Origin of the sequence: Polaromonas sp. (genome assembly GCF_029945685.1) — a bacterium.
In the GTDB taxonomy this organism is placed as follows: Bacteria; Pseudomonadota; Gammaproteobacteria; order Burkholderiales; family Burkholderiaceae_C; genus Polaromonas.
The window spans coordinates 589,621-616,082 of the sequence record NZ_JAQSDA010000020.1 but is presented as its reverse complement, the minus strand read 5'-3'; the positions used below and the strand labels follow the sequence as shown (position 1 = coordinate 616,082).

Annotated in this window: 24 protein-coding genes and 1 other RNA gene; 13 read left to right on the top strand and 12 right to left on the bottom strand. The window is 60.5% G+C overall.

The features are described 5' to 3' along the window. A complete protein-coding gene (locus tag PSV26_RS14495) occupies positions 1 to 735 on the top strand; it encodes a DUF3047 domain-containing protein (RefSeq protein WP_300571675.1) in 735 nt (244 codons plus the stop codon). Continuing rightward, entirely contained in the window at positions 732 to 1,886 is a 1,155-nt protein-coding gene (locus PSV26_RS14490; protein WP_300571673.1) for an FAD-dependent oxidoreductase, read from the top strand. Before PSV26_RS14495 ends, PSV26_RS14490 begins: the two co-directional genes overlap by 4 nt. A gap of 123 nt (positions 1,887 to 2,009) precedes the next feature. On the opposite strand, the gene PSV26_RS14485 is transcribed toward PSV26_RS14490, so the two are convergent. Beyond that, the gene (locus PSV26_RS14485; RefSeq protein WP_300516454.1) at positions 2,010 to 2,513 is read right to left on the bottom strand and encodes a helix-hairpin-helix domain-containing protein; all 504 of its coding nucleotides are present in this window, start codon (positions 2,511 to 2,513) and stop codon (positions 2,010 to 2,012) included. Between the two features lie 197 nt (positions 2,514 to 2,710). Between PSV26_RS14485 and PSV26_RS14480 the strand changes: the two genes are divergently transcribed. Continuing rightward, entirely contained in the window at positions 2,711 to 3,163 is a 453-nt protein-coding gene (locus PSV26_RS14480) for a CBS domain-containing protein (RefSeq protein ID WP_300571671.1), read from the top strand. A 10-nt stretch (positions 3,164 to 3,173) separates the two neighbouring features. Continuing rightward, complete coding sequence (locus PSV26_RS14475; protein ID WP_300516448.1) at positions 3,174 to 3,524, top strand: cytochrome C; 351 nt, start codon at positions 3,174 to 3,176, stop codon at positions 3,522 to 3,524. Positions 3,525 to 3,546: 22 nt separating this feature from the next. Here the strand turns inward: PSV26_RS14475 and rfaD are convergent, their stop codons facing one another. The 11 genes from rfaD to gyrA all read right to left on the bottom strand — a co-directional run bounded on the left by rfaD (position 3,547) and on the right by gyrA (position 16,718). Beyond that, positions 3,547 to 4,563, bottom strand: coding sequence for an ADP-glyceromanno-heptose 6-epimerase (gene rfaD, locus PSV26_RS14470; protein ID WP_300571669.1), 1,017 nt, complete (start codon positions 4,561 to 4,563; stop codon positions 3,547 to 3,549). A gap of 16 nt (positions 4,564 to 4,579) precedes the next feature. After that, positions 4,580 to 5,527, bottom strand: coding sequence for a D-glycero-beta-D-manno-heptose-7-phosphate kinase (rfaE1, locus tag PSV26_RS14465; protein WP_300571667.1), 948 nt, complete (start codon positions 5,525 to 5,527; stop codon positions 4,580 to 4,582). Between the two features lie 194 nt (positions 5,528 to 5,721). Further along, complete coding sequence (lapB, locus tag PSV26_RS14460; RefSeq protein ID WP_300571665.1) at positions 5,722 to 6,867, bottom strand: lipopolysaccharide assembly protein LapB; 1,146 nt, start codon at positions 6,865 to 6,867, stop codon at positions 5,722 to 5,724. After that, entirely contained in the window at positions 6,857 to 7,129 is a 273-nt protein-coding gene (locus PSV26_RS14455) for a lipopolysaccharide assembly LapA domain-containing protein (protein WP_300516437.1), read from the bottom strand. Before PSV26_RS14455 ends, lapB begins: the two co-directional genes overlap by 11 nt. Positions 7,130 to 7,181: 52 nt before the next feature. Further along, a complete protein-coding gene (locus tag PSV26_RS14450) occupies positions 7,182 to 7,493 on the bottom strand; it encodes an integration host factor subunit beta (protein WP_096664686.1) in 312 nt (103 codons plus the stop codon). 69 nt (positions 7,494 to 7,562) lie between these two features. Further along, entirely contained in the window at positions 7,563 to 9,248 is a 1,686-nt protein-coding gene (gene rpsA / locus PSV26_RS14445; RefSeq protein ID WP_300516432.1) for a 30S ribosomal protein S1, read from the bottom strand. A gap of 138 nt (positions 9,249 to 9,386) precedes the next feature. Beyond that, positions 9,387 to 11,369 carry a bifunctional 3-phosphoshikimate 1-carboxyvinyltransferase/cytidylate kinase gene (locus PSV26_RS14440; RefSeq protein ID WP_300571663.1) on the bottom strand — a complete coding sequence of 661 codons (1,983 nt, stop codon included), beginning with the start codon at positions 11,367 to 11,369 and terminating at the stop codon, positions 9,387 to 9,389. Positions 11,370 to 11,379: 10 nt separating this feature from the next. After that, positions 11,380 to 12,258 (bottom strand): prephenate dehydrogenase/arogenate dehydrogenase family protein, encoded by an 879-nt coding sequence (locus tag PSV26_RS14435; protein WP_300516428.1) that lies wholly within the window; start codon positions 12,256 to 12,258, stop codon positions 11,380 to 11,382. A gap of 38 nt (positions 12,259 to 12,296) precedes the next feature. Beyond that, positions 12,297 to 13,379, bottom strand: a complete 1,083-nt coding sequence (gene pheA, locus PSV26_RS14430) for a prephenate dehydratase (RefSeq protein WP_300571662.1) — start codon at positions 13,377 to 13,379, stop codon at positions 12,297 to 12,299. A 91-nt stretch (positions 13,380 to 13,470) separates the two neighbouring features. After that, the gene (locus PSV26_RS14425) at positions 13,471 to 14,058 is read right to left on the bottom strand and encodes a DUF2059 domain-containing protein (RefSeq protein ID WP_300571660.1); all 588 of its coding nucleotides are present in this window, start codon (positions 14,056 to 14,058) and stop codon (positions 13,471 to 13,473) included. Beyond that, positions 14,058 to 16,718, bottom strand: coding sequence for a DNA gyrase subunit A (gene gyrA / locus PSV26_RS14420; RefSeq protein WP_300571658.1), 2,661 nt, complete (start codon positions 16,716 to 16,718; stop codon positions 14,058 to 14,060). The genes PSV26_RS14425 and gyrA overlap by 1 nt, the downstream gene beginning before the upstream one ends. Before the next feature lie 253 nt (positions 16,719 to 16,971). Between gyrA and ompA the strand changes: the two genes are divergently transcribed. The 9 genes from ompA (at position 16,972) to PSV26_RS14375 (ending at position 26,281) form a co-directional block, all read left to right on the top strand. Beyond that, positions 16,972 to 17,607 (top strand): outer membrane protein OmpA, encoded by a 636-nt coding sequence (gene ompA / locus PSV26_RS14415; RefSeq protein ID WP_300571656.1) that lies wholly within the window; start codon positions 16,972 to 16,974, stop codon positions 17,605 to 17,607. 69 nt (positions 17,608 to 17,676) lie between these two features. Then, a complete protein-coding gene (gene ubiG / locus PSV26_RS14410; RefSeq protein WP_300516413.1) occupies positions 17,677 to 18,384 on the top strand; it encodes a bifunctional 2-polyprenyl-6-hydroxyphenol methylase/3-demethylubiquinol 3-O-methyltransferase UbiG in 708 nt (235 codons plus the stop codon). Between the two features lie 12 nt (positions 18,385 to 18,396). Further along, positions 18,397 to 19,062, top strand: a complete 666-nt coding sequence (locus tag PSV26_RS14405; protein ID WP_300571776.1) for an HAD-IA family hydrolase — start codon at positions 18,397 to 18,399, stop codon at positions 19,060 to 19,062. 12 nt (positions 19,063 to 19,074) lie between these two features. Then, positions 19,075 to 19,461: a transfer-messenger RNA gene (ssrA, locus tag PSV26_RS14400) on the top strand. Between the two features lie 235 nt (positions 19,462 to 19,696). Beyond that, entirely contained in the window at positions 19,697 to 20,941 is a 1,245-nt protein-coding gene (locus PSV26_RS14395) for a site-specific integrase (protein ID WP_300571655.1), read from the top strand. Between the two features lie 410 nt (positions 20,942 to 21,351). Further along, complete coding sequence (locus PSV26_RS14390; protein WP_300571653.1) at positions 21,352 to 21,831, top strand: hypothetical protein; 480 nt, start codon at positions 21,352 to 21,354, stop codon at positions 21,829 to 21,831. A gap of 161 nt (positions 21,832 to 21,992) precedes the next feature. Continuing rightward, positions 21,993 to 22,205, top strand: a complete 213-nt coding sequence (locus tag PSV26_RS14385) for an AlpA family transcriptional regulator (protein WP_300571652.1) — start codon at positions 21,993 to 21,995, stop codon at positions 22,203 to 22,205. A 134-nt stretch (positions 22,206 to 22,339) separates the two neighbouring features. Then, entirely contained in the window at positions 22,340 to 22,804 is a 465-nt protein-coding gene (locus PSV26_RS14380; protein WP_300571650.1) for a hypothetical protein, read from the top strand. 63 nt (positions 22,805 to 22,867) lie between these two features. Further along, positions 22,868 to 26,281 carry a DEAD/DEAH box helicase gene (locus tag PSV26_RS14375; RefSeq protein ID WP_300571649.1) on the top strand — a complete coding sequence of 1,138 codons (3,414 nt, stop codon included), beginning with the start codon at positions 22,868 to 22,870 and terminating at the stop codon, positions 26,279 to 26,281. Positions 26,282 to 26,462: the final 181 nt, after the last annotated feature.

Here is a 26,462-nt window from a genome sequence, read left to right as displayed (position 1 = left end):
ATGACGCACTGGCTGGCGGTATTGCTCGCCGGACTGCTGCTGCCCCTGGCTCAGGCGCAGACGCCCGGCCCGGCCCTCGCGGCGTTTTCATCGGCCACCGGAGCGCAACCCCCGCCGCCCTGGCGGGTGGTGGGCGTGCCGGGCGGCAAGATCCCGCTGACCCGTTATGCCCTGGTCGAGATGGATGGGCGCAAGGTGTTGCGGGTTGAAGCGGTCAAGTCCTATGGCAACCTGGTGCACGACCTGCCTGCGCTGGTGCCCGAGGCGGGGCTGCGGCTGCGCTGGCGCTGGCGGCTGGACGAAGCGCTGCGCGGGGGCGACCTGCGCCGCCGCGAGGGCGACGACAGCGCGCTCAAGGTGTGTGCGCTGTTTGACATGCCGCTGGACATGCTCGGACTGTTCGAGCGCAACCTGTTGCGCCTGGCGCGTGTCGCCAGCGGCGAGAAACTGCCCTCGGCCACCCTGTGTTACGTCTGGGATGCCACCCTGGCGCCAGGGACCTTGCTGCCCAATGCCTACAGCGCGCGCGTGCGTTTCATCGTGCTGGACAGCGGCGAGCAGCGCCTGGGCCAGTGGGTCGCCCATTCGCGCGACCTGGGCGCTGATTTCCGGCGCGCCTTTGGCGAGGAAAGCGATGCGGTGCCTCCGCTGCAGGCCGTGCTGGTGGGCGCCGATGCCGACAACACCGGCGGCCGCAGCCTGGGCCATGTCGGGGATGTCACACTGTCCCCATGACTGTTACTTCGAAGGCGCGCCCGGGCCTGAAACACCTGGTGCTGCTGGGCGCTGGCCATGCCCATGTGCATGTGCTGCACGGCCTGGCGCAAAACCGGCCGGCGGACCTCAACATCACCGTGATCGCCCCTTACCCGCGCCAGCTGTATTCCGGCATGGTGCCGGGTTTTGTGGCCGGGCATTACGCGCTCGATCAGTGTGTCATCCCGCTGGACGGGCTGTTGGCGGGCTGCGGTGCACGTTACGTTCAGGGCAGTGGCGTCGCCCTTGATGCCGAGGCGAAAACCGTGAGACTGGCCGACGGGGAGACGGTGGCCTGGGACTGGCTGAGCATCAACACCGGTCCGGTGATGGACCGCGAAAACATCGAGGCGGGCATGCCCGGCGCGCGCGAACACGCCCTGTTTGTGCGCCCCATCGAAGCCTTCGCCCAGCTGTGGCCGCAGGTGGCAGCGCTGGGCCGCAGCCGGCCGATTCATCTGGCGGTGGTGGGGGCGGGCGCGGCGGGGCTGGAGCTGGCCATGGCCGCCGCCCATGCGCTGGGCGGCGCCGATTACCCGCCGGGCAGCCGCGTCAGCCTGGTGACCGGGGGCCCGCCACCGGCCTGGAACTACCCGGCCGGTGTGCAGCGCCGGGTGGTGCAGGCCCTGCGGCGCCTGCAGATCACGGTGCTGCCCGCTGCCTGCGTGGGCATGTCGCCCGGAGAAATCCGGCTGGCCGGCGGCGCGCGCCTGGCCTGCGACGCCCCCTTGCTGGCCGTCGGCGCCCAAGCGCCGGGCTGGCTGGCCGGCAGCGGGCTGGCACTGGACGAAGCCGGATTTGTGGCCGTCAACCGCTTTCAGCAAAGCACCAGTCACCCCTATGTGTTTGCCGCCGGCGATGTGGCCAGCCGCATCGATGCGCCGCATCCACGCAGCGGCGTTTACGCCGTGCATGCCGGGCCACCCCTGCTGGCCAACCTGCGCGCTGCCTGGCAGGGGCAGGCGCTGCGGCCTTACACGCCGCCCGCGCGCACGCTGAACCTGATTTCCTGCGGCGGACGTTACGCGATTGCCGCATGGGGCGGTCTGCACGTGGAAGGGCGCTGGGTATGGCAGCTGAAGGACCGCATTGACCGCGGCTTTGTGGCCCGGTACGCGGCACCATCATGACCTGCAACATGTCCTGAATTGCTCTGTTTTCGATAGCTGTTTGCGCTTCTGGAATAAGGGCTGATGGCCAAAAAGGCATGAAAAAACCCGCGCAGGGCGGGTTGTTTTCCAAGCGCGGGGCGCTTACTTTTTGGCAGGCTCGGTCTTGGCGCCCGCCTTCACGTCGGCCTTGACTTCGGCTTTGGTGTCGGCTTTGGGGGTCACGGCGGCCTTGACGTCCTTGGCGGTTTCCTTGGCCGCATCCTTGGTGGCCATGGCCGCGCCTTTGACGGCGTCCTTGGTGGCAACCGCGGCATCCTTGGCTTTTTCAGTCACCGGCTTGTCGGCCTTCACATCAGCCTTGACCCCGGCTTTGCCGCCGGCCTTGTAGCTGGTGCCGTTGACGGTCAGGCCATCGGCGGAAAACTTGGCGGCGCTGTCGGTGCCCACGCCCTTGACGCGGGTCACAAAGTCATTCCAGTCCTTGAACGGCGCCTTCTTGCGCTCGGCCATGATCAGGGCGGATTTCACGGGGCCGATGCCCTTGATGCTGTCGAGTTCGGCCGTTGTGGCGGTGTTGACGTCGACGGCGGCAAAGGCCATGGCAACATACATGGTGGCCACGAAGGCCAGCAGTTTCTTGAACATCAGGAAGCTCCTCAAAATGGATGGTTGAAGCGGGTGATCCCTCCCGTGAACCAGGATGTCCCGCATTTAACGGCTGTTGCGGCAGCCGGGTTGACCGGCCCGGGTATTTGCGCTGGATCAACGATGCCGGCGCCGGGAAAGGCATAAGCTGCAGTATCGCCACAAAGAAGCCTCCAGGCAGCCCAAAGGAGCTGAAAATGACCACTCGTTTGAAAGACTTTGCAACCGTTGTGGTGGCTGTGGTCGAGCCCGAGACTTCGGCCTTGGTGGCCGCCCAGCTGATGCGCAAGCACCATGTTGGCGCGCTCGTTGTCGTTGATGCGGCGGAAAAGAGCCGGCCAGTCGGGATCCTGACCGACAGGGACCTCGTGCTCGCCCTGATGGCCGAAGGGCTGGACCCCGAGGTCTTCACCGCTGGCGACGTCATGTCCGTTGAGCTTGTCCAGGTGACCCCGGAGATGGATGCGATGGACGCGGTGGCACTGATGCGCAGGCACCGGCTGCGCCGGCTGGTCATCGTCGATGAGGCGGGCCGGCTGACGGGCGTTGTCACGATGGAGGACATCCTGGAGCTGCTGACGCGGGAACTGGCCGATCTGGCCGCCGGAGTGATCGGCGCCAGGGACCGGGAATTCGAGCAGAGCGCATGAGGAGAACCCCATGATGGTTGAGAAGTGGCTTGTTTTTCTTGTGGTCGTTCTCTGGGGCCTTGCCGGGCCTGTGTCTGCCCGGACAAAAACCGACGCCCTGCGCGGCGAACTGTTGTATTCGACCCATTGCATTGGCTGCCATAACAGCCAGCTTCATTGGCGCGACAGGAAGGCGGCCAGCAACTGGGCCAGCCTCAAGGCCGAAGTCGAGCGCTGGCAGAACACCTCGGGGCTGGGCTGGCGCGAGGAGGACGTGACCGACGTGGCGCATTACCTCAACACCCTGTATTACCGTTTCCCCGAGCCGCAGGCCGATGGCGCTTCGACGGCAGACGCCAGCGCACCGGGATACCCGCGCTGACGGCGATCCGGTCGCAGGCAGTTCAGGCTTTGGCGGCTTCGCCCTCGGTCAAGGCACGCATGTAGGCCGCCACACCGGTCTGCACATCGGCAAAGGCATGCTGACAGCCGGCCGAGCGCAGGGTCGTCAGGTCGGCCTGGGTGTAACTCTGGTACTTGCCGACCAGCGCGGGCGGGAAGTCGATGTAGTCGATCAGGCTGCCGTGGGCCGCTTCTTCCAGGGTCAGCGGCGCATCGCCCTGTTGCTGGCGCAGGGTGTTGACGACGGCGAGCGCCACATCGTTGAAGGGCTGTGCGCGGCCGGTGCCGAGGTTGAAAAGGCCGGACTTCCCGGGGTTGTCAAAAAACCAGAGATTGACGGCCACGACGTCGTCGATGAAGACGAAGTCGCGCATCTGCCCGCCCCGGCCATAACCGCCGTACTCGCCGAACAGCTTGACCTTGCCTTCGGCGCGGAACTGGTTGAACTGGTGAAAGGCGACGCTGGCCATGCGCCCCTTGTGCTGTTCGCGCGGGCCGTACACATTGAAATAGCGAAAGCCCGCGACCTGGGTGGCCGTGCCGGAAAAGTCGGCCCCCAGTTCGCGCCGCAGCCGCTGGTCGAAGAGCAGCTTGGAGTAGCCGTAGACATTGAGCGGTTTTTCGAACTCGGGCGACTCGCGGAAGGTGCTTGAACCGCCATAGGTTGCGGCCGAGGAGGCATAGAGCAGCCGGGTGCGTTGCTCCTGGCAGGCCGCAAACAGGTCGCAGGACAGCGCGTAGTTGTTGTCCATCATGTACTTGCCGTCGGGCTCCATGGTGTCGCTGCAGGCGCCCTCGTGGAAAACCGCCTCGACATTGCCAAAGGCGGATTCGGCAAACAGCTCGTAGAAATCGTCGGCGTCGATGTAGTCGGCGATCTGCAGGTCGGCCAGGTTGCGGAACTTGTCGCCGTCGGTCAGGTCATCGACGGCAATGATGTTGTCGATGCCGCGAGCGTTCAGCCCCTTGATGAGGTTGGCGCCGATAAACCCCGCTGCGCCGGTAACCACGATTTTCATGCTTGTTCCTTGTCTTTCAGGGCGCGGCAAACAGCTCGCCGTAGCTGACCGTCGCGGTGCCGAATTTGCCGACCACGATGCCGCCGGCGCGGTTGGCCACCGGGACGGCTTCGCGCAGGCTCAGGCCGGCGGCGGCCATGGCGGCCAGGGTGCCGATCACGGTGTCGCCGGCTCCGGTGACGTCGAAAACTTCGCGCGCCAGCGCTGGCACATGCAGCTGGCCCTGGGCATCAAACAGTGTCATGCCTTCTTCACTGCGTGTCAGCAGCACGGCCTGCAGCTGGAGCTGCTCGCGCAGGTTCTGCACCTTGTGCTGCAGATCGGCTTCATCCTGCCAGGGGCCGATGACCTGCTCGAGTTCTGCGCGGTTCGGTGTGATCGCCGTGGCGTTCTGGTAGCGTGAGTAGTCCGAGCCCTTGGGGTCCACCAGCACCACCTTGCCGGCGGCGCGGGCCTGCGCAATCATCAGGCCGATGTGCGCCAGCCCGCCTTTGCCGTAATCGGAGAACAGAACCGTGTCATGCGCCGGCAGCAGTTTCTGGAACTCGGCTGACTGCGAGGCCAGCACCTCGTTTTCGGGCGTGTTTTCGAAATCCAGGCGGAGCAGCTGCTGCTGGCGGCCGATCACGCGCAGCTTGACCGTGGTCTTGAGCTGCGGGTCGCGGCCGAAGCAGGGTGTGATGCCCGAGCCGGCCACCAGGGCCTCGAGCTGATGGCTGGCTTCGTCGTCGCCGACCACACTGAGCAGCGAGGCGCGCGCGCCCACGGTCACGATGTTGTAGGCCACGTTGGCCGCGCCGCCCATGCGTTCTTCCTGGCGCGTGACCCGCACCACGGGAACAGGCGCTTCAGGCGAGATGCGGTCCACCGCCCCGTACCAGTAGCGGTCCAGCATGGCGTCACCGACCACCAGCACACGCGCCTGGGCAAGCTGTTCGCGGGACAGAGTTGTATGTGTTGTCATGGGTATGGATTCTTACACTAGCGGGCACCGTGGAACCGGCTTTGCCGGGCCGCTGGTGTCGCCCCCTGCAAGGGGGAGGGCGCAGCGAAGCGAAGCCACGGGGGTGTACTTAGACATCGGCTCTGCCAGGCCGCAGGTGTCGCCCCCTGCAAGGGGGGAAGGTGCTACACGAAGTGAGCATCCGACGGGGGTGTTCATAACTCTTCGATCCGGCGGGCCGGATAGCTGTCCCAGGCCTGGCAGCCGGGGCAGTGCCAGAAATGCTGGGTCGCCTCAAACCCGCAGGCGGCGCAGCGGTAACGCATCAGGGGTTTGGTGGCTTTGTCCAGCGCACGCTGAACCAGGACGCGTTGATGATCGTCGCCGAACTTTTCACCTGCAAGCCATTTGGCGGCAGCTACCAGCGAGGCCTCGCGCTCCAGGTGCTGCACATAGCGGTCGCGTGGTTCGCCGGGTTGGGTATCGATCTTGATGATGGCTTCAACCACGTCAATGGATGGCGTGTTCGCATAACTGGCCTGCAGCAGGTCAACGGCCTTTTGTTGCTGGCCGCCTTGCTGCGCAAGGTTGCTCAGCAGTCCTGCCGCCAGTGGCAAGGCCTGCGGCGCGGTTTTTTCAAGTTTGAGCAGGGTCTCGAAAGCATCCTGGTGCCGGCCCAGCTGGTTTTGCAGTTTGGCCAGGTCGATCAGCGGGCGCGGTGAAGCCGGTGCCAGCTTGACCGCCTGTTGCAGCGTGTCCAGCGCCTGCGCCGTGTCGCCGGACGCGAAGGCAGCCTGGGCCTGCTCACACAGGTAGTGAGCCTGACGGCCGCTGAAGCTGCCATGGCTGGCGCTGTCAAGCTTGCCGGCGATTTCCGTGGCATGGGCCCAGTCGCGCGAGCGCTCGTAAATCGACAGCCGGGCCAGCCGGGCTTCTTCCTCGTAAGTCGTGCCTTCGAGCTTTCGCAGCGCCACCTCCGCGCGGTCCAGCAGTCCGGCCTTGAGAAAATCAAGCGCCAGCGCGTGCTGCGCCCGGTCGCGCTCGGTCTGGGTCAGGTCACCGCGCGACATCAGGTGCTCATGGACTCGAACGGCCCGTTCGTACTCGCCACGGCGGCGAAACAGGTTGCCCAGCGCGAAATGCAGCTCGGAGGTGTCGGGGTCGTTCTGGACGGCTTCGATGAAGGCGTCAATCGCCTGGTCCTGCTGCTCGTTGAGCAGGAAATTGAGGCCGCGGAAGTAGGCCTTGGGCGCCTGCCGGTTTTCGATCCGGAGTTGTCTCAGGTCCAGCCGTGACGCCAGCCAGCCCAGGGTGAAGGCAACCGGAAACCCGAGCAGAACCCAGGTGAAATCAAAGTCCATGGTGCATGGTGGAGGGGTGCTCGCCGAGCTGGCTCTGCTGGCTGGCCCGCACGTTTCTGCGCTTTTTCCACCAACGCGGCATCATCATCAGGATGCCGGTGGCCAGCCCGCAGGCAAAGGTGACCAGCACGACCAGCACCAGGGGCGCCTGCCAGAGCGTGCCGAAAAAGAAATACACGGAAACGGCTTGCTGGTTGTTCAGCGCGAACGCAAAAAGCGTAAAAAAAATGGCTGCCTTGAGCAGCCACATGAGGTATTTCACTGCAGGTCCCCTTGTGGTCCGGCAATTGTAGCCAGCACCAGGCGGGACGCTGCTATTTGACAGGAGGTGCCAGCATTTCTTCGGTCCGGGTATCCACCGCTTCGCGCAGGGCCTTGCCCGGCTTGAAATGGGGAACACGCTTTTCCGGGATCGCCACGCTTTCGCCGGAGCGCGGGTTACGGCCCATGCGCGGCGGTCGGCGGTTGATCGAAAAACTGCCAAAACCACGAATCTCTATGCGGTGCCCACGCACCAGCGCATCGCTCATGGCGTCAAGAATTGTCTTGACGGCATATTCGGCATCGCGGTGGGTCAGCTGGCTGAAACGTGCAGCCAGTTCCTCGACAAGATCGCTTCGGGTCATAAAAATCAGGGGACAGAGAAATGGCGTGCCGTTCCGGGGAGCGGGCACGCCATGTCTCGGAAGTCCGGTTTACTTCTCGTTGTTGTCCAGCTTGGCGCGCAGCAGGGCGCCCAGGTTGGTCAGGCCGGCGCTTTCGCGCGAGGACTGCTGGCTCAGGGTCGCCATGGCTTCCTGCTGGTCAACGTTGTCCTTGGCTTTGACCGACAGCTGGATGTTGCGGGTCTTGCGATCCACGTTCACCACCACTGCGGAGACTTCGTCGCCTTCCTTGAGCACGTTGCGCGCGTCTTCAACGCGGTCACGGCTGATTTCGCTGGCGCGCAGGTAACCGATGATGTCTTCACCCAGATCGATCTCGGCGCCCTTGGCGTCAACCGTCTTGACCTTGCCGGTCACAACTGCACCCTTGTCGTTGATCGACACGAAGGTGGTGAACGGGTCGGAATCGAGCTGCTTGATGCCCAGGGAGATACGCTCGCGGTCCACGTCAACGGCCAGCACGATGGCTTCGACTTCCTGGCCCTTTTTGTAGTTGCGAACGGCGGCTTCGCCGGGTTCATTCCACGAGAGGTCGGACAGATGCACGAGGCCGTCGATGCCGGCAGCCAGGCCCACAAAGACGCCGAAGTCGGTGATCGACTTGATCGGGCCCTTGACGCGGTCGCCGCGCTTGGTGTCCTGCGCGAACTCTTGCCAGGGGTTGGCCTTGCACTGCTTCATGCCCAGGCTGATGCGGCGCTTGTCTTCGTCGATTTCCAGAACCATGACTTCAACTTCGTCGCCGAGGTTGACGAGCTTGCTCGGGGCCACGTTCTTGTTGGTCCAGTCCATTTCGGACACGTGGACCAGGCCTTCGATGCCAGGCTCGAGTTCCACAAACGCGCCGTAGTCGGCAATGTTGGTGATCTTGCCGAACAGGCGGGTGCTTTGCGGGTAGCGGCGGTTCACGCCCATCCATGGGTCGTCGCCCATCTGCTTCAGACCCAGGGAGACACGGTTTTTCTCGGTGTCGAACTTCAGGATCTTGGCCACGATTTCCTGGCCAGCCGTCACCACTTCGCTCGGGTGACGCACGCGGCGCCATGCCATGTCGGTGATGTGCAGCAGGCCGTCGATGCCGCCCAGGTCAACGAAGGCACCGTATTCGGTGATGTTCTTGACGATGCCCTTGACGGCAGAGCCTTCCTTCAGGGTTTCCATCAGCTTGGCGCGTTCTTCGCCCATCGAGGCTTCGACCACCGCACGACGTGACAGCACGACGTTGTTGCGCTTGCGGTCGAGCTTGATGACCTTGAATTCCATGGTCTTGTTCTCGTACGGAGACAAGTCCTTGACGGGGCGGGTGTCGATCAGCGAGCCGGGCAGGAAAGCACGGATGCCGTTGACCAGGACGGTCAGGCCGCCCTTGACCTTGCCGCTGGTCTGGCCAGTGACGAATTCGCCCGATTCCAGGGCTTTTTCCAGGCTCATCCACGAAGCCAGGCGCTTGGCCTTGTCGCGGGACAGCAGGGTGTCGCCGTAACCGTTTTCGACCGAGTCGATGGCCACGGAGACAAAGTCGCCGACCTGGACTTCGAGTTCGCCCTGGTCGTTCTTGAATTCTTCGAGGGGGACATAAGCCTCGGATTTGAGTCCGGCATTCACAACCACGTGGTTGTGATCAATACGCACTACCTCGGCGGTAATGACTTCGCCCGTACGCATTTCGGAGCGTTTCAGCGATTCTTCAAAGAGGGCGGCAAAAGATTCAGACATTGATTTTCCTAGTCCACAGAGCAGGTTTCCGACGGCACCATTGCTATCGTTTTTAGAGCTGACTGCGGCGGTTGTGTGCGGGTGACCCGCGGTTAAGTTAAATGATCCCGCTGACCGTGCACTGGCGTGCGTTGAGTGTCAGAAGGGCCGGCTGCCTTGCCACCAGTCCAGCACCCGGGCTACCGATTCTTCAATCGACAGCTCGGAGTTGTCCAGTGGCCTGGCATCATCAGCGGGCTTCAAAGGGGCGGATTGCCGTGACATGTCACGCGCGTCCCTTGCCTCCAAATCCTGCTCAATCGCTTTGATTGTAGCCGGAATTCCCTTTGAAATCAATTGCTTATGGCGCCGTTCCGCCCGGTGCCGGGCACTCGCCGTCAGGAAGATTTTCAGCGTGGCGTCAGGAAAGATCACGGTGCCCATGTCCCGCCCGTCGGCCACCAGCCCTGGCAGCTGACGAAAGCCCCGCTGCAACTCGGTCAGGGCGTCGCGCACGCCAGGATGCACCGACACCCGGGAGGCGGCCATGCCGGCGGCTTCGCTGCGGATGGCGTCCGAGACGTTTTCCTGGCCGAGGAAGACCTGATCGCCCTGAAAACGCACCGGCAGGGTGCGCGCAACGGCAGCGACGCCGGCTTCGTCATCGAGTGCCACGCCGGCACGGCCGGCGGCAAAGGCCGTCAGGCGGTACAGGGCGCCCGAGTCGAGATAGCGGTAGCCGAGGCGATGCGCCACCAGGGCGGCCAGCGTGCCTTTGCCCGACGCGGTGGGGCCGTCCACGCAGATCACCGGAATCAGCCGGCGCTCGGTCACCGACACCGAAAACAGGGCTTCGAAGTAGTCCGGAAAGGTCTTGGCGACACATTTCGGGTCCAGGATGCGCACCGGCAGGCCTGCCGGGTTGAAGGCCGCCAGCGAAAAACACATGGCCACGCGGTGATCGTCGTAGGTGTGGATGGCGGCCGTTTGCCACCGGATCGGCGGCGTGATGCGGATGTAATCGGCACCTTCCTCCACGTTGGCGCCCAGCTCGCGCAACTCACAGGCCATCGCGGCGATGCGGTCGGTTTCCTTGACGCGCCAGCTGGCGATGTTTCTCAGCATGGTGGTGCCGTCGGCATACAGCGCCATCACGGCCAGCGTCATGGCCGCGTCGGGGATGTGGTTGCAGTCCAGGGTGATGGCCTTGAGCGGCCAGGCGCCGCGCGAAATGCGCAAGGTGTTGGGCGAGCTGTCGATGCGGGCGCCCATCATCTGCGCTGCTTCCACAAAGCGGATATCGCCCTGGATGGAGTCCGCGCCCACGCCCTGAATCTCTATGCCATTTTGGCCTTCAGTCGGCGCTGCTATTGCGCCAAGCGCTATGAAATAGCTAGCAGACGAGGCGTCCCCTTCGACATGGATCTCGCCGGGCGAGCGGTAGCGGCTGCCACCCGGAATAGTGAAACGCTGCCAGCCCTCGCGCTGGACGGTGATGCCAAAGCGCGCCAGCAGGTTCAGCGTGATTTCGATATACGGACGGGAGATCAGCTCGCCGACGACATCGATGGAAATATCCCGCGTGGCGACAAGGGGCAGGGCCAGCAGCAGGGCGGTCAGGAACTGGCTGGAGACATCGCCGCGCACGCGGATCGGGGCATCGAGCTTCAGCCGCCCGGTGCGGATGCGCAGCGGCGGAAAACCCTCTTCGCCCAGGTAGTCGATGGCGCAACCCAGGCCCCGCAGTGCGTCGACGAGGTCGCCAATCGGACGCTCGTGCATGCGTGGCACGCCCGCCAGTTCAAAGTCGCCACCCAGCAGCGCCAGCGCCGCCGTCAGCGGCCGCATGGCGGTGCCGGCGTTGCCGAGATAAAGCCTGGCCTGGCTTTGCGCCAGCTGGCCGCCCAGGCCTTCGATGACGGCGCTGTTGCCGCTTTGCACCACCGTGCAGCCGAGCTGGCGCAGGGCGGCCAGCATCACGGCCGTGTCGTCGGAAGCGAGCAGGTCATGCACCTTGGTGCGGCCTTCGCTCAGCGCGGCGAGCAGCAGGACCCGGTTGGAGATGCTTTTGGAGCCGGGCAGTTGCACGCTGCCACCGGCACCCGTCAGTGCTGGAATGTCCAGGAACTCGGTATCGAACATGGCCCCGCGCCTATTTGAGGGCTTTGAGGGGGGTGATCCGCCAGTTGGCGCGGGTATGGCTGGCGTGGTCGATCCCTGCTTCCAGCGCATCGCCGTCGCCGCTGCTGATCAGTTTTTCAAGCGAATGCAGGGTGGCCTGGAAAATTTTTGATTGCTCCAGCAACTCTTCCCGGTTGGCAATCAGGATGTCCCGCCACATTTTGGGATCGCTTGCCGCGATGCGGGTGAAGTCGCGAAATCCCGGGCCGGCCAGCGACAGGTAATCCTTGCCCTGAGCCTGGCCGGAGATGCTGTTGATCAGCGCAAACGCAATCAGGTGCGGCAGATGGCTGACGGCGGCATACGCGGCGTCATGCGACTGGGGCGACATCTTGAGGACGTCGCAGCCCAGCGCCGTCCAGACATCCACCGCCTTCTGCAACTGGACGGTGAAGGTGCGCTCGATTGGCGTGAGGATGACCTGTTTTCCGGTGTACAGGTCCGCATCGGCATGTTCGACACCCGAGACTTCCTTGCCGGTGATCGGATGGGCCGGCACGAAACAGCCAAGGTGGTCGCGCAGCACCCGGCGCGCTGCGTCCACGACATCGCGCTTGGTGGAGCCGACGTCCATGATCAGCGTTGTGGGGGTCACCAGGTGGCGGATGGCCTTGAAGGTGGCCTCGGTGGCGGACACCGGCACGGCCAGCAGCACGATGTCGGCCCCGGAGACCGCCAGCAGTGCCGAAGGCGCCTCCACGTCGATCACGCCCATCTGGCGAGCCCGCTCGGTGGTAGACGGCGATTTGCTGTAACCCACCACCCGCTTGACCAGACCTGCACGTTTGAGCGCCAGCGCAAAGGAGCCCCCCATCAGGCCGCAGCCTATCAATCCCAGTTGTTCAAACATGTCGGGGGGTCGTGGTTGCTTGCAATTGCGTCATGGTTTCAGTCGCTGACCGGATAGGTGCCCAGCACTTTGTAGAAGGCGCAAAGCTGCTGCAGGTCTTTCAGGGCCGCTGCCACGTTGGGCTGCGAAGGGTGACCCTGCAAGTCGATGTAGAAAAAGTATTCCCACTGACCCGAGCGCGCAGGGCGCGACTCGAAGCGCGTCATGGACACGCCATGGGTTTTCAGGGGGACCAGGATGTCGTGGACAGCGCCCGGCTTGTTGGGAACCGACACAATCAGGCTGACGCAGTCCTTGCCCGATGCCTGTGGCGCGCCCAGCACCTGCGGCAGGCAGATCACGGCAAAGCGGGTTCGGTTGAAGGCGTCGTCCTGGATCGCATGGGCCGCAATGTGCAGGCCGAATTCGGCCCCGGCACGCTCGCTCGCGATACCGGCCCACGCGGTGTCACTGGCCGCCAGGCGCGCTCCTTCGGCATTGCTGGAGACTGCGCGTCGCTCGGCGTCGGGCAAATGGGTTGTGAGCCAGCCCTGGCATTGCGCCAGGGCCTGTGCGTGGGCCAGCACGACCTTGATGCCGTCGAGCGATGCCGTCAGGCGCAGCAGGTTGTGGCGTACCAACAGGCTGGTTTCGCCCACCACGTGCAGGGGCGAATTCAGGAACAGGTCCAGTGTGCGTGTCACCACGCCTTCGGTGTTGTTCTCCACCGGAACAACGCCGAACTGGGCGGTGCCGGCCGTCGCGGCGCGAAACACCTCGTCAAAACTGGCGCAGGGCACGTGTTCGATGCTGGAGCCGAAAAACTGCACGGCAGCCTGCTCGCTGAAGGTACCGGCAGGACCGAGGTAGGCCACGCGCTGGGGCGCTTCAAGCGCGCGGCAGGCCGACATGACTTCGCGCCAGATATGGGCGATGTTGTCCCCTTTGAGCGGTCCGGGGTTGGCCGCCTGCAGCCCCTGGATGACCTGGGCCTCACGTTCCGGCCGGAAGACCGGCGAACCGTCCTGGCGTTTGATCTCGCCGACCTCGTTGGCCAGCGCCGCGCGCTGGTTCAGGAGCGCCAGCAGTTGCTGGTCGACCGAATCGATTTTTACGCGAAGTTGCTGAAGACTTTGGGTCATGGATAAGGCGTCTCAAGCCAGGCGGTCGGGAGGGCGCCGCATGGGTGGAAAGTTGGGCGCCGGCACGCCGGCTGGGCGGAGCGACCCCGCGTCATTTTTTCGCGGGTTTGGCCGCTGGTGCGGCGCCCGCAGGTTTGGCCGCTGGTGCCACACCCACGATTTTGGTGGCGGTTTCATTGAACTGCTTGGCGCGGGCCTGGATCTCGGTTTTGGAACTCTCCACCAGTTTATTGACGAAAACGCCCACCAGATCGGGGGTGGAGGCCTTGTATTTTTTCACGGCAGGGGAGTCGAAAAAAGCGGTGAGTTGCTTGAGTTCTTCCAGTGTGAAACGGTCCATGTAGGCCGGCACCAGGGCATCCCGGTTGGCCTGGCTCACCTTGCTGGCAATGATCTTGTTGGCGTCTGCCGCGAACTTGGCAAGCTCGGCGTTGAGGTCTTCGGTGACCTTGGCCTGTCGGGCGGCGGGAACGGAGGTTTCCAGCCTGGATTCCCAGCCGGCGATCAGGTCCTGGGTGGCGCCGCCGGCCAGCTGTTCGACCAGGCTGTCCAGATCCGGACCCTGCTGCAGGGCTACCAGCCGGGTGGCCCATTCGAGCTTGGGGTCGACCGTCTGGGCTTGACTTCCGGCCGAAAAGGCGTAGCCGGCAATCAGGAGGGTGGTGAGCAGTTTTTTCATCAATTCGTTTCCGGGTTGGAGGCGGTTGCGCCTGAGTCAGTGTCTGTGTCCGTGTCCGTGTCATTGTCGTCCAGGCTGGCATCGTTTTCCACGATGCGCTGCAGGCCGCTGAGCTGGGAGCCTTCATCAAGGCCGATCAGTGTGACGCCCTGGGTGGCGCGGCCCATCTCCCGGATCTCGCTGACCCGGGTGCGAACCAGCACGCCCTTGTCGGTGATCAGCATGATTTCATCGTCCGTATGTACCAGGGTGGCGGCGACGACCTTGCCGTTGCGCTCGCTTTGCTGGATGGCAATCATGCCCTTGGTACCGCGGCCATGGCGCGTGTATTCCTGGATGGAGGTGCGTTTGCCGTAGCCGTTCTGGGTGGCCGTCAGAACGCTTTGGGCTTCGTCTTCCGCGACCAGCATGGCAATCACGCCCTGGCCTTCATCAAGCATCATGCCGCGCACGCCGCGGGCATTTCGGCCCATCGGTCGCACGTCGTTTTCATCGAAACGCACCGCCTTGCCGCCGTCCGAGAACAGCATCACGTCGTGCTTGCCGTCGGTCAGCGCGGCGCCTATCAGGTAGTCGCCGTCGTCCAGGTCCACGGCAATGATGCCGGCCTTGCGCGGGTTGCTGAAGTCCTCCAGCGGTGTCTTTTTGACGGTGCCCATGCTGGTGGCCATGAACACATACTGGTCCGCCGGGAAGCTGCGTTTTTCCCCGGTCAGCGGCAGCACCACCGTGATTTTTTCGCCTTCCTGCAGCGGAAACATGTTGACGATGGGCCGGCCGCGCGAGCCGCGTGAACCCGCGGGTACTTCCCATACCTTGAGCCAGTAGAGCCGGCCACGGTTGGAAAAACACAGGATGTAGTCGTGCGTATTGGCGATGAAGAGCTGGTCCACCCAGTCGTCTTCCTTGGTGGCCGTCGCCAGCTTGCCGCGACCGCCGCGTTTTTGCGCGCGGTATTCGGACAGCGGCTGGCTCTTGATGTAACCCGTGTGCGAGAGCGTGACCACCATGTCGGTCGGCGTGATCAGGTCTTCGGTGCTGAGGTCGAACGAACTGTGCTCGACCTGGCTACGCCGCAGGCCCAGCTTGGACTGGCCGAACTCCTGGCGGATGACGGCGAGTTCTTCGCCAATGATGGTGGAGACGCGTTCCGGACGCGCCAGGATGTCGAGCAGGTCGTCGATTTCCGCCATGACTTCCTTGTACTCGGCGACGATCTTGTCCTGCTCCAGGCCGGTCAGGCGCTGCAGGCGCATCTGCAAAATTTCCTGGGCCTGGGTTTCAGACAGGCGGTACAGCCCGTCGCTGCCCATGCCGAAGTCCTTCTCCAGCCCGTCGGGGCGGTAGTCGTCGGCATTGACCACGCCGCCGTCCGCGCGGGTGCGTGTCAGCATCTCGCGCACCAGGCTGCTGTCCCATGGGCGCAGCATCAGCTCGGCCTTGGCGACCGGCGGTGTCGGCGCATTGCGGATGATCGCGATGAAATCATCGATGTTGGCCAGCGCAACGGCCAGGCCCTCCAGGACATGGCCGCGCTCGCGCGCCTTGCGCAGTGTGAACACTGTGCGCCGTGTGACCACCTCGCGGCGGTGCGACAGGAACACCTGGATCAGGTCTTTCAGGTTGCACAGCTTGGGCTGGCCGTTGACCAGGGCCACCATGTTGATGCCAAAGGTGTCCTGCAGCTGGGTCTGCTTGTACAGGTTGTTCAGCACGACCTCGGGGACTTCGCCGCGCTTGAGCTCGATGACCAGGCGCATGCCGGACTTGTCGCTTTCATCCTGGATGTGGCTGATGCCCTCGATCTTTTTCTCGTGGACCAGCTCGGCCATGCGCTCCTGCAGCGTCTTCTTGTTGACCTGGTAGGGCAGCTCGTCCACGATGATGGACTGGCGCTGGCCCTTGTCGATGTCCTCGAAGTGGCAGCGCGCGCGCATGACGACCTTGCCGCGGCCGGTACGGTAGCCGTCCTTGACACCGTTGATGCCGTAAATGATGCCGGCGGTGGGGAAGTCGGGCGCCGGGATGATTTCCATCAGCTCGTCGATGCTGGCCTGGGGGTTTTTCAGCAGGTGCAGACAGGCATCCACGACCTCGTTGATGTTGTGCGGTGGAATGTTGGTAGCCATGCCCACGGCAATGCCGCCGGAGCCATTGATCAGCAGGTTCGGTATGCGGGAGGGGAGAACCAGCGGCTCTTTCTCGCTGCCGTCATAGTTGGGCCCGAAATCGACGGTTTCCTTGTCGATGTCGGTCAGCATCTCCTGGGCGATCTTGGACAGCCGCACTTCGGTGTAACGCATGGCCGCGGCGCTGTCACCGTCCACCGAGCCGAAGTTGCCCTGGCCGTCCACCAGCATGTGGCGCATGGAAAAATCCTGGGCCATGCGGACAATCGCGTCATAAACCGACTGGTCGCCGTGCGGGTGGTACTTGCCGATTACGTCGCCGACGATACGGGCCGATTTCTTGTAAGGCCGGTTCCAGTCGTTGTTGAGCTCATGCATCGCAAACAGGACGCGCCTGTGCACCGGCTTGAGACCGTCGCGCGCATCGGGCAGGGCGCGACCCACGATCACGCTCATCGCGTAATCCAGGTAGCTGCGCCGCATCTCCTCTTCAAGACTGATGGGCAGGGTTTCTTTGGCAAACTGGGTCATGAGAGGCCTGAAAAGGATAATGCAACGCGCAAGGAGATAAGCCTGCTGATTTTAAGGCCTGACTTGGGCTTGATCGGGGTGTGGCAAGTCCGCAACAAAAAACAAAGAATCTCGATTCTGTGTCAGACGAAGCCGCTAGCGCGCTTGAACGGTCAATGAGCTATGGCACAATAACTGTAACGCTTTGAGTGATGGTCACTCACGGCGTGTATCCAATCGCAGCAAGTCTGCGGCTTTTCTCTAGAGGAGAACCATGAAGAAACTCAACAAAGTGGCAATGTTGTTTGCTTCCGCAGCGCTTGCAACCGCCGCTGGTGCACAAACAATTGACAACTGGAAAAACGGCACCAATGAGCTGGTCTGGAAAAACGGCACCAACGAATACTGCTGGCGCGATGCCAACTGGACCCCGGCTACTGCCGCTCCAGGTTGCGACGGTGCTATTGTCCCTGTCGTTACACCGGCTCCCGCACCTGCTGCTGCAGCACCTGCCGCCAGTCCTGCACCCGCACCGGTAGCTCCTCCCGCAGCCACCAAAGTCACTTACGCCGCTGACGCGTTCTTTGACTTCGACAAGTCTGTGCTCAAGCCTGAAGGCAAAGCCAAGCTTGACGATCTGGTCGGCAAGATCAAGGACATCAACCTGGAAGTCATCATTGCTGTCGGTCACACCGATGCAGTGGGTAGCGACTCCTACAACCAGAAGCTGTCGGTTCGCCGCTCTGAGTCTGTCAAGGCTTATCTGGTGTCCAAGGGCATTGAGAAAAACCGTGTCTACACTGAAGGCAAAGGCGAGAAACAGCCAGTTGCTGACAACAAGACTGCTGAAGGCCGCGCCAAGAACCGTCGCGTGGAAATCGAAGTGGTTGGCACCCGCGCCAACAAGTAATCCTTCAAGGATCACTTAAAAAACCGCGCTACGGCGCGGTTTTTTTATGGGCGGGCGATAATCAGATCCATGCACACCACTGAAAACGCAGACCCGGCCGAACTGGCCAAATTTTCCGATCTGGCCCACCGCTGGTGGGACACCGAGAGCGAATTCCGCCCCCTGCACCAGATCAATCCCCTGAGGCTGGGCTGGATTGAGGGTCTGGCGCCGCTCCAGGGCAAGCGCGTCCTCGATATTGGCTGCGGGGGTGGCATTCTCGCCGATGCCATGGCCCGCCGGGGCGCGCAGGTGCTGGGGATCGACCTGGCGACCAAGGCGCTCAAGGTGGCGCAGCTTCATGCGCTCGAGGCCAATACCCAGGGCGTCGAGTACCGCGAGATCAGTGCCGAGGCACTGGCGTCCGAGCAGCCGGGGACCTTTGATGTCGTCACCTGCATGGAAATGCTCGAACACGTGCCCGACCCGTCCTCCGTGGTGCGGGCCTGCGCGACGCTGGTCAAGCCGGGCGGCCAGGTGTTCTTTTCCACGATCAACCGCAATGCCAAGGCCTTTCTGTTTGCCATTGTCGGGGCCGAGTATGTGTTGAGCCTGCTCCCGCGCGGCACCCACGAATACGCCAAATTCATCAAACCCAGCGAACTGGCCGCCTATTGCCGCCGTGCGGGGCTTGAGCTGCAGCAGACCAAAGGCATGGAATACAACCCGCTGTCCGGGCATTACTGGCTCAGCGCCGACACCAGCGTCAATTACATGCTGGCCACGCAGAAACCGTGACCGATGGAGCCGATATTCAACGATATTGAGGCCGTGCTGTTCGACCTCGACGGCACCCTGATCGACAGTGCGCCCGACCTGGGCGCAGCCGCCGACAAGATGCGCACCGACCGCGGTCTGGCGTCGCTGCCGCTGACAGATTACCGGCCCATGGCCGGTGCGGGTGCGCGCGGCATGATTGGCATTGCTTTCGGCCTCAGCCCCGACGATGACGGTTACGGCGACCTGAAAGAAGAGTTTTTCGCCAATTACGAAGCCTGCATGACCGAGCGCACCTATGCCTTCGACGGCGTGGCTGAGCTGATCGCACACATTGACCGATCCGGGCTCAAGTGGGGCGTGGTGACCAACAAATCGGCGCGTTTTACCCTGCCGCTGACACGCAGGATGCCGCTGTTTGGCTCCGCGCAGACCATCATCAGCGGCGACACCACGCCGCACGCCAAGCCGCATCCGGCGCCGTTGCTCGAAGCTGCCCGCCAGCTCCAGCTCCAGCCCGGGCGCTGCATTTATGTCGGGGATGACGAGCGGGACATCGTCGCCGGTCGCGCGGCCGGCATGCCGACCGTGGCCGCAGCCTACGGTTACCTCGGTGCGCTGGCCGATACCCGGCACTGGAAGGCCGACGCCACCATTGTTTCGCCGTCGTCCCTCTTGAATTTGCTGCGGATGGCTTAAACTACTTGGCTTGGGGCTGCATTGGTTTCGACGTGGGTTCGGACGCGGTGTGGTGCATGTCGAGCTGAGTGTGCTCGTAAAACTGATTCAAACAAACTAACTGCAAACGACGAACGTTTCGCACTCGCTGCTTAATTGCCAGTGAGCTTTACAACAGCAGGCCGATGGGCTGGGCAAGGGGTGTTTGACGCAAGTTAAATGCTCCCGGCTGTAAAGATAATTTCATCGGCTGGCTCCGGGCTGGGTACCTTAACCCGGGGCAAGAAAATAGGGTGCTGGCGTCCTGTGTAGCGTGCGACTGCGCGACACAGGTGGCGAGACTCAAATCAGACCGCTAAACATGTAGATCTGCCCGAACAAGGCTTGCGGACGGGGGTTCAAATCCCCCCAGCTCCACCACTATAACGTCCAAGGCCGTTTACTGACATCCAGTAAGCGGCCTTTTTTCTTTGTAAATCAATTAGTTATGAGGTTTGACTGTCTATGCAGGTGCGCTAAGGTCCATTGACAGCCTGTTTAAAGAGGGGGTACAAACGGGGGTACAAGCAAATTTTTAGTTATTTTTCTGGGACTTGTACCCCCATTTTCTGCTTAAAAAGCGCTTTTTTATCCCCCATGCTGGAGCTGTACCCCAATGCTGACCGATGCTCAATGTAGAAACGCCAAGTGCCCATCGGACAAGAAGCAAGCGCGATTTAGCGATTCCGGCGGGTTATACCTTCAAATCAGCCCAGCCGGTTCGAAGCGCTGGTTTTGGAAGTACCGAATTGCCGGTGTTGAAAAACAAATGGCACTGGGGAGCTATCCAGACGTTAGTCTGACAGCGGCGCGACGTGCTCGGGACGTGGCTAAATTGCAAAAATCTGAAGGCCACGATCCTGTTCAGGTCCGTGTGGCCGCGAAGCTCAAAGCAACCAATCCAGCGGGCGAGACCTTTAAGGTTGTTGCCCTGGAGTGGTACGGCAAACAATTGTCGCAATGGAGCACGGCTCATGCTGAGCGATCATTGCGCCAGTTTGAGCGTGATTTGTTCCCAAGGTTAGGTGATCGGCGACTTAAGACAATCGAGCCGGTGGAGCTGCTTGCAACACTTCGCAAAGTAGAGGAGCGAGGTGCAATCGAAACTGCTGATCGCGGCCTCATGCTTGCGCGGCAAGTCTGGCGTTACGGTGTAGCTACCGGGAGGGTAGATCGTGATATCACATCGGATCTGAAAGGTGCGTTGTCTCCCTACCGTGGCAAACATTTTGCGGCCATCACTGACCCAGTGAAGTTGGGGGAGATGCTGCGGGCAATTCAGGCGTACAAGGGCGGCCACATTGTCCGTTCTGCGTTGCAGTTAGCTCCGCTGCTGTTTCAAAGACCTGGTGAACTACGTGCTGCGGCCTGGGCAGAAATTGACCTGGAAAACGCGCTATGGACAATCCCAGCCGCCCGTATGAAACGCGGTAAGGATGGTAAGGAAAACGGCAACCCTCACCAAGTTCCGCTCTCTCGTCAGGCTTTGGAAATTCTGAGCAATCTTTACCCCCTGACTGGCCATGGGGTGTTGGTGTTTCCTGGTGAGCGTAATCATGATCGCCCAATATCTGAAAATTCAGTCCGAACGGCTTTGATTACGCTTGGCTACACGCCAGACGTGCACACTTGGCACGGCTTCAGAGCGACGGCACGAACCATGTTGGCAGAACGTCTGGATTGCGACCCTCTGGTGATTGAGGCACAGCTTGCCCACGCCGTGAAAGACGCCAATGGCCGAGCCTACAACCGCACCCAATACTTGCAGCACCGGACTGTCATGATGCAATCGTGGGCGGACTACCTGGATAAGCTGCGCAAGGGGGCAGACATCATTGATCTGTCTCAGCGGGCCGCATGATACAGCGGAGGGCTGAGTACCTTAGCCTCCCCAAGGCTCGGTTCGATCACCACCACATTGAGCTGCAGCTTTCCCACCTGCCACGGGACCAGGTCAGTGCGGCGTATAACCACGCAACGTACTTGAAGCAGCGGCGGGTCATGATGCAGGCTTGGTCGGACCACTTGGACGAATGCGTACATCGCCGTACTAACGTTTGAAAGAATTGGATGCACTTTCTAGTATCCCCAATATACAAAACCAGATTCGAACGCTGGAGAACTAGTCGTCAAACTTTAAATAGCCAACAACAATCATTTGATCGACTAGCCGCGTTATTGGAATCAACTCCACAGCTCACCTCGTTTGACACGCCTCTTCGTCGCCTTCTACGAGCGCTGATGCCGAGAATCGACTCACCTAACACTCCCTTGTCGGACGAACTTGAACTCCTTGCAACATTAGGGCTAAGCGAAATCGACAAATGCCCTACGGAAAACGACTCTGAAACGCCATCAGACGTTTCGAGAGAGCAGTCTGCGTTTGTCGCAGAAATCGTGGCTTTCACGGAGTTGTCACACCGGTATTGGGTTCTTTATGACTCCCAACACCTAGTCGTCGAGAGCGGGGCAAAGGCCGTCCGCAGCAAGATTGGCAAGGCTGGGGGAACCAAACGCAGTGAAAATTTTGACCCGGTGAAGAAGAGGGTGTTGAAGTTTGCATTCGCCGGTCTAAGGCGCTCAGCAAAACAAAAACTCAAGTACGGGCGTTGGAGCAAGCATTTCGACATCTGGAACGACATCCACGATATGTTGACGGAGATTGAGCAAAAAAAAGTCCAGCCAAGCACCATTCAGACGTGGATTCGAGACGCCTACCCTAAACTTATTTCACCAAAGCGCAAAAAATGATTTTTGCCGTCATTGAGAGTGAAAATCAGTGACGTTTATGAAGGATGCTAACTACACCTAAGTAGTTTTCTAGGTACAAATCTGGGCATTGTTTTCGACAACATTGAAGATACACACACACGTTCACCGCGAACGTGCAACTTACTCTTAAAGGTGTCTTCATGGATAGAAAAAATGAACCCGAGCCTCTCAAGCTCTTACGCCTCAAGGCTGTTATGCAGCTGACTGGCCTGAAGAAGTCCACGCTTTACGCGTTGATTAAGCGGGGACTGTTTCCGCGCCAACACAAGCTTGCCACCCGAGCCGTTGCATGGCTGGCGCATGAAATCCAGGCCTGGATCCAAAACCGGTCCGGCCCTGCCGTCAGCAGCTAATTTAGTTTCCCCATCAATATTTCGGCTGCAAGTAGCTTCTGCAGGCCGACAACCGAAAGTCGTTGCGGCCGCAACGCTTTCAATCGAAATCAAACGTTTAAAAATTCATGCGGCATCGCCGCAGAAAGATAGCTATGTCTAAAAATGATGCAACCTCGTCCACAGATGACGAGACACTCAAACTTGAAGAGCAAGAGACCATTCAGCTCGACGACATCGAGTTTCCAGGCGAATCTGAAGACGACCAGACAACCGATGTTGGTAGTGGCACGTACACGATATTCCTGCCTGCCGGGTCTTCGCATGGAAGCTCAGCGGAATACGCACGGGTTCTGACGGTTGTTGAAGCGCTTCAGTCAGCTTCCGAGGTTGGTGCGGTAACCAAGGTCAGTATCTCTTCTGGGCTCTGGGCCGTTGCCTTTGGTCTTAAGGGAAAACTGACCACAGCCGTAGCCAAAGCGGCGTTTGCGGCGGTTAACCCGATTCTCAACAGGTCGGAAGTCGTCACGACGGGCCTTGTGCCTGACGAACTGGGGTATTGGCGCTTCATGAAGGGTACCAAAGTGCTCAAGAAAGGCAAATTCAAGAAGGCCGTTTGAGGTATGAGTAAGTGCAACCTGTTTATTAAAGACGGGTTGCACCGCTTAGCCAGGTTAAATACTATGACTCATTCAAAAAATGAAAAGGCCGAGGAAGGGCAACCTGCGGGCATGCCCACCGTTACAGTTTTGCTCGCAAAGGATAAGCCACTCACGAAGCGTTTTACTATCGACGAAGACGGTTCGGTACAGCGGCAAAACTACGGTAACGCGTTCTATTACTTGGCAAAAACGTTTACGGTTAGTGGTATCCGTGAGATGAGTGAATTGATCACGCATTTCTCCCGAAACTCACGAGCCGCATTGATCCGAGGCATCGGTACACCTGGACTCGTGATGCCTTGCCAAAGACTGAAGGAAAACTTCCCGGAACACCCAGACGGGACACACTGGGTCATGATGGACTTCGACGGCCTAGAAGTCCCGGACGGAATCTCGGTCGTGTCTGTAGACGCCATCAAATGGCTCATCGCTGAAAAGCTGCCCGCCGAGTTTCGAGACGTGACTTGCCACTACCAGTTCAGCGGCAGCTCAGGCGTGCTCAACGCTCAGGGCGAATTGCTTAAACCCGGCCTACGAGTCCACCTGTTCTTCTTTTTAGACCGTCGCATCCGCGGGGGGCTGATCGGGGCTTATCTCAGGCAGTTTTGTACGGACAGCGGATTTTTTCACATCCACGCCAACAAGCGAGGTGTGGCCGAGCTTGTTTACGGGATCGACCCGGCTCCTATCGTCTCGTCTGTTCAACTTCACTTCGTAGCTAACCCCATCTTTGACGCAGGAATTCAGTGCTTGCTGCAGGAGCAGAACCGTCAAGGCTTGATCCAGGGTGTCCGGGATGAGGTCAATGTGCCTGAGCTGTTGCCGGAGATGATCCGACAAGCCAACCAGAGCCGGTCACGGCTAAGACACGACTGGCAAGTCGCCAATGGCTATGCAAAGAAGAAAATCCAGCTTCAGACCAACACAGGGGTAGTGACTGCTGAATATTTTGTTCCGCCTTCGGGTACGCCCAGAGGGGGGCGGTCGCTGGTCAACGCGGTATTGCGAGATGAAGCCTTCTGCCAGCTATTCTTGGCCGACGAGGGAACACCAGGCTCCTACTACGTCAGCAAGTTCCAGCCTCAGTTCGCTAGACGCCACGGCGATGGCATTGTCATTCCGCTGAAAGAGTTGTCTGAGGATGCATATGCCTATGTTCGTGACGGCTTGAAGTGGTTTGAGGAGATTCCGCACCGCACCATGACCCTCACCAGCGCAGGCTACGTCCCCCCGTTCGCCAGCTTCATCGCTTCAAAGTACGCCCTGGTCCAGGCCCCGACAGGTTCTGGCAAGACTCAAGCAGTGATCGAGTGGATTCGGGAAAAGGCAAAGGTGGGCGTGGTCATTTACGTTGCACAGACGATCCCCTTGGTCTCCCAAATGCACCAAGACCTGCTGGCACAGGGTGTGGAGTCGTTCCACTATCAAACATTCGACTACCGGTACACGCCCAGCAGCGGTACGTTTGTGACAACGAACGAATCACTGCCCAAAATCCTGAAGTTGATGGAGCGTGCGGCCTTGACGCCGTATCACTTGGTCATTGACGAATTTCACGTCGCGTTGGACGACTTCTGTAAAAACAGTACCAAGTTCACTTACTTCAAGGACGCCATCACGAGGGCCAGGTCTGTCATCTTTATGACTGGAACGCTGACGGACATCCAGCGGCTTATGCTGACCGGAACCTTGACGAAGCTTGAAGGTGGAACATTGGTCGATAGCCGGTATTGCTGCTACGAGTTCGAACCGGTCAAACGCAACCCCTTGCACATCCATCCCCTGGATAACTTTCGTCCCGATGTGATCGAGCTGTTCAAACGCTTGAAACAGGCCCTAGATGAGGGGCGGCCACTACCGAAGGTGATGCTGGCCATCAGCACTTCCAAGATGGAGCCTTACAGAATTTTGCTGCGAGAGTTCGGCTTGGAGGACCAATGCTATGTTGTTTCCCGCCAGGAAGCACTTCACGAAGAAGTCGAGGAGGCCCGAATCGGGTCAAAGCCTATTCTGGTGGCCAGTCCGATATTCTCGATTGGTCTCAATTTCGTCCGGCAGCTAGAGATCCTGTACTGCCGCTTCGACAAGATTCCCGCTGACACCAGTCGCATCATCCAGACCATTAACCGGGCAAACCGTGGTGATCTCGCCTGTGAAGTACGCGTGTATGTGGGCGAGGTGAACATGGATCCGTTCTACTTCCCGCCACGTTCTGACGTCATTGAGCGTGTCCAGCAAGCCCTCGCTGACGAGTACAGCGGTGGATACAACGGAAATGACTTGCCTCAAATCCTGGATCTGTCGGCCTACAGGAGCTACAGGGAGATCGAGAGCAGGCAGAACCAGGCCGTGGGACAACTCATCCGGGACGATTCGTTCCAGAACTACCAGATAGTTGAACCGCTGGCCGCTTCAATCGCTGATAAGTCTACAGCCAAGGTCAAGAAGCAAGCGACGGAGCAGTTTCAACGCGCTCAGAGAGATGCAGCTCGCTATTACGATGATCGAATCTTGGCTTTAATGCCGGGTCGTGGACATGATGTTCCAGATGTTCATTTCTGGCGGTTACGTTCGTTGGCTGATGAAAAACGGCGGAGCTACGGCCAGGCTGAAGAGCGAAAGGATCGTGAGATTGCTGACGAGCAGCACGCGGTATTGATGCACTTGTGTGGTCTGACAGACCCGGTAAAAGGCCGGAAGGTCAGCTACAGAAAACTGCAGTCGTTGTTCGGTGACCGTGAGCCTTGGTTGTCTGATCTATTCACGCCTTCAAAGTGCTCGACCTGGGCGCAGGTAGCTGCTGAAAAGACGGAGAAGTTGATCCCAGTCCTTCGGGTGCTTCAGAGAATGCAGAGTGGGGCGATGAATGGCATCGGCTTTTCGAAAAAGCTGAATCAGGATAAGGCATTACAGGAGGGGTTGAAGGCCTTGGTGATCTCCGAGGGAGAGTTGGTCAAACTGACCAATGAGCTCAACATGCTGGCGACGTTGCGTGAGAAGGTCCGCGTCAGTGGGTCCAATGAAAATAAGGCTGCTGCGGACAGTTTTGCGCTTGGCATGACAAAAGACTTGCTGGAGCCGCTGGGCGTCTTCTTTCCCGTCATTGGCACTGGTCGAGAGAAAACGACAGATTTCTCTCAGTCAGAGGTCCCAGTGGGTTGGAACCTGGACGAGATGGTGCTTCGCCTAAAGCGCCGCAAGGTCTTGCTTGAGTCGTTGCCAACAGGCGTGGACAGAATTGGTCGTAGCTTGACAGGCCGTGGCATGCAATCGTCGCCGGTGGGTAGATGCCAAACGTGCCGGTTTTTTGATGCGCAGTGTTGCGCACTTGAGCATCACATCGATTGGACTGAGTTGGGCCTTGAACGAGATTTTGATGCGCCGATGGAGTGCGAAGACTTCTACGCAATGCCTACGCGTTTGCTGTCAGCTTGATGCGCTCGTACACAAAGTCAGTGGACTTTGTGTACGTCGATTCTCGGGACTTGTCGATTTCACAGGGCTTCGGTGAGTCTGAAGTTTCTTATATATATAGAAGGAAAGAATCAAGACGAGAAGCTGAGCTGTCGAGACCGAATTGCTTCAAGTCAATTTGGAAGGCTTCGCCAGAAGTGAC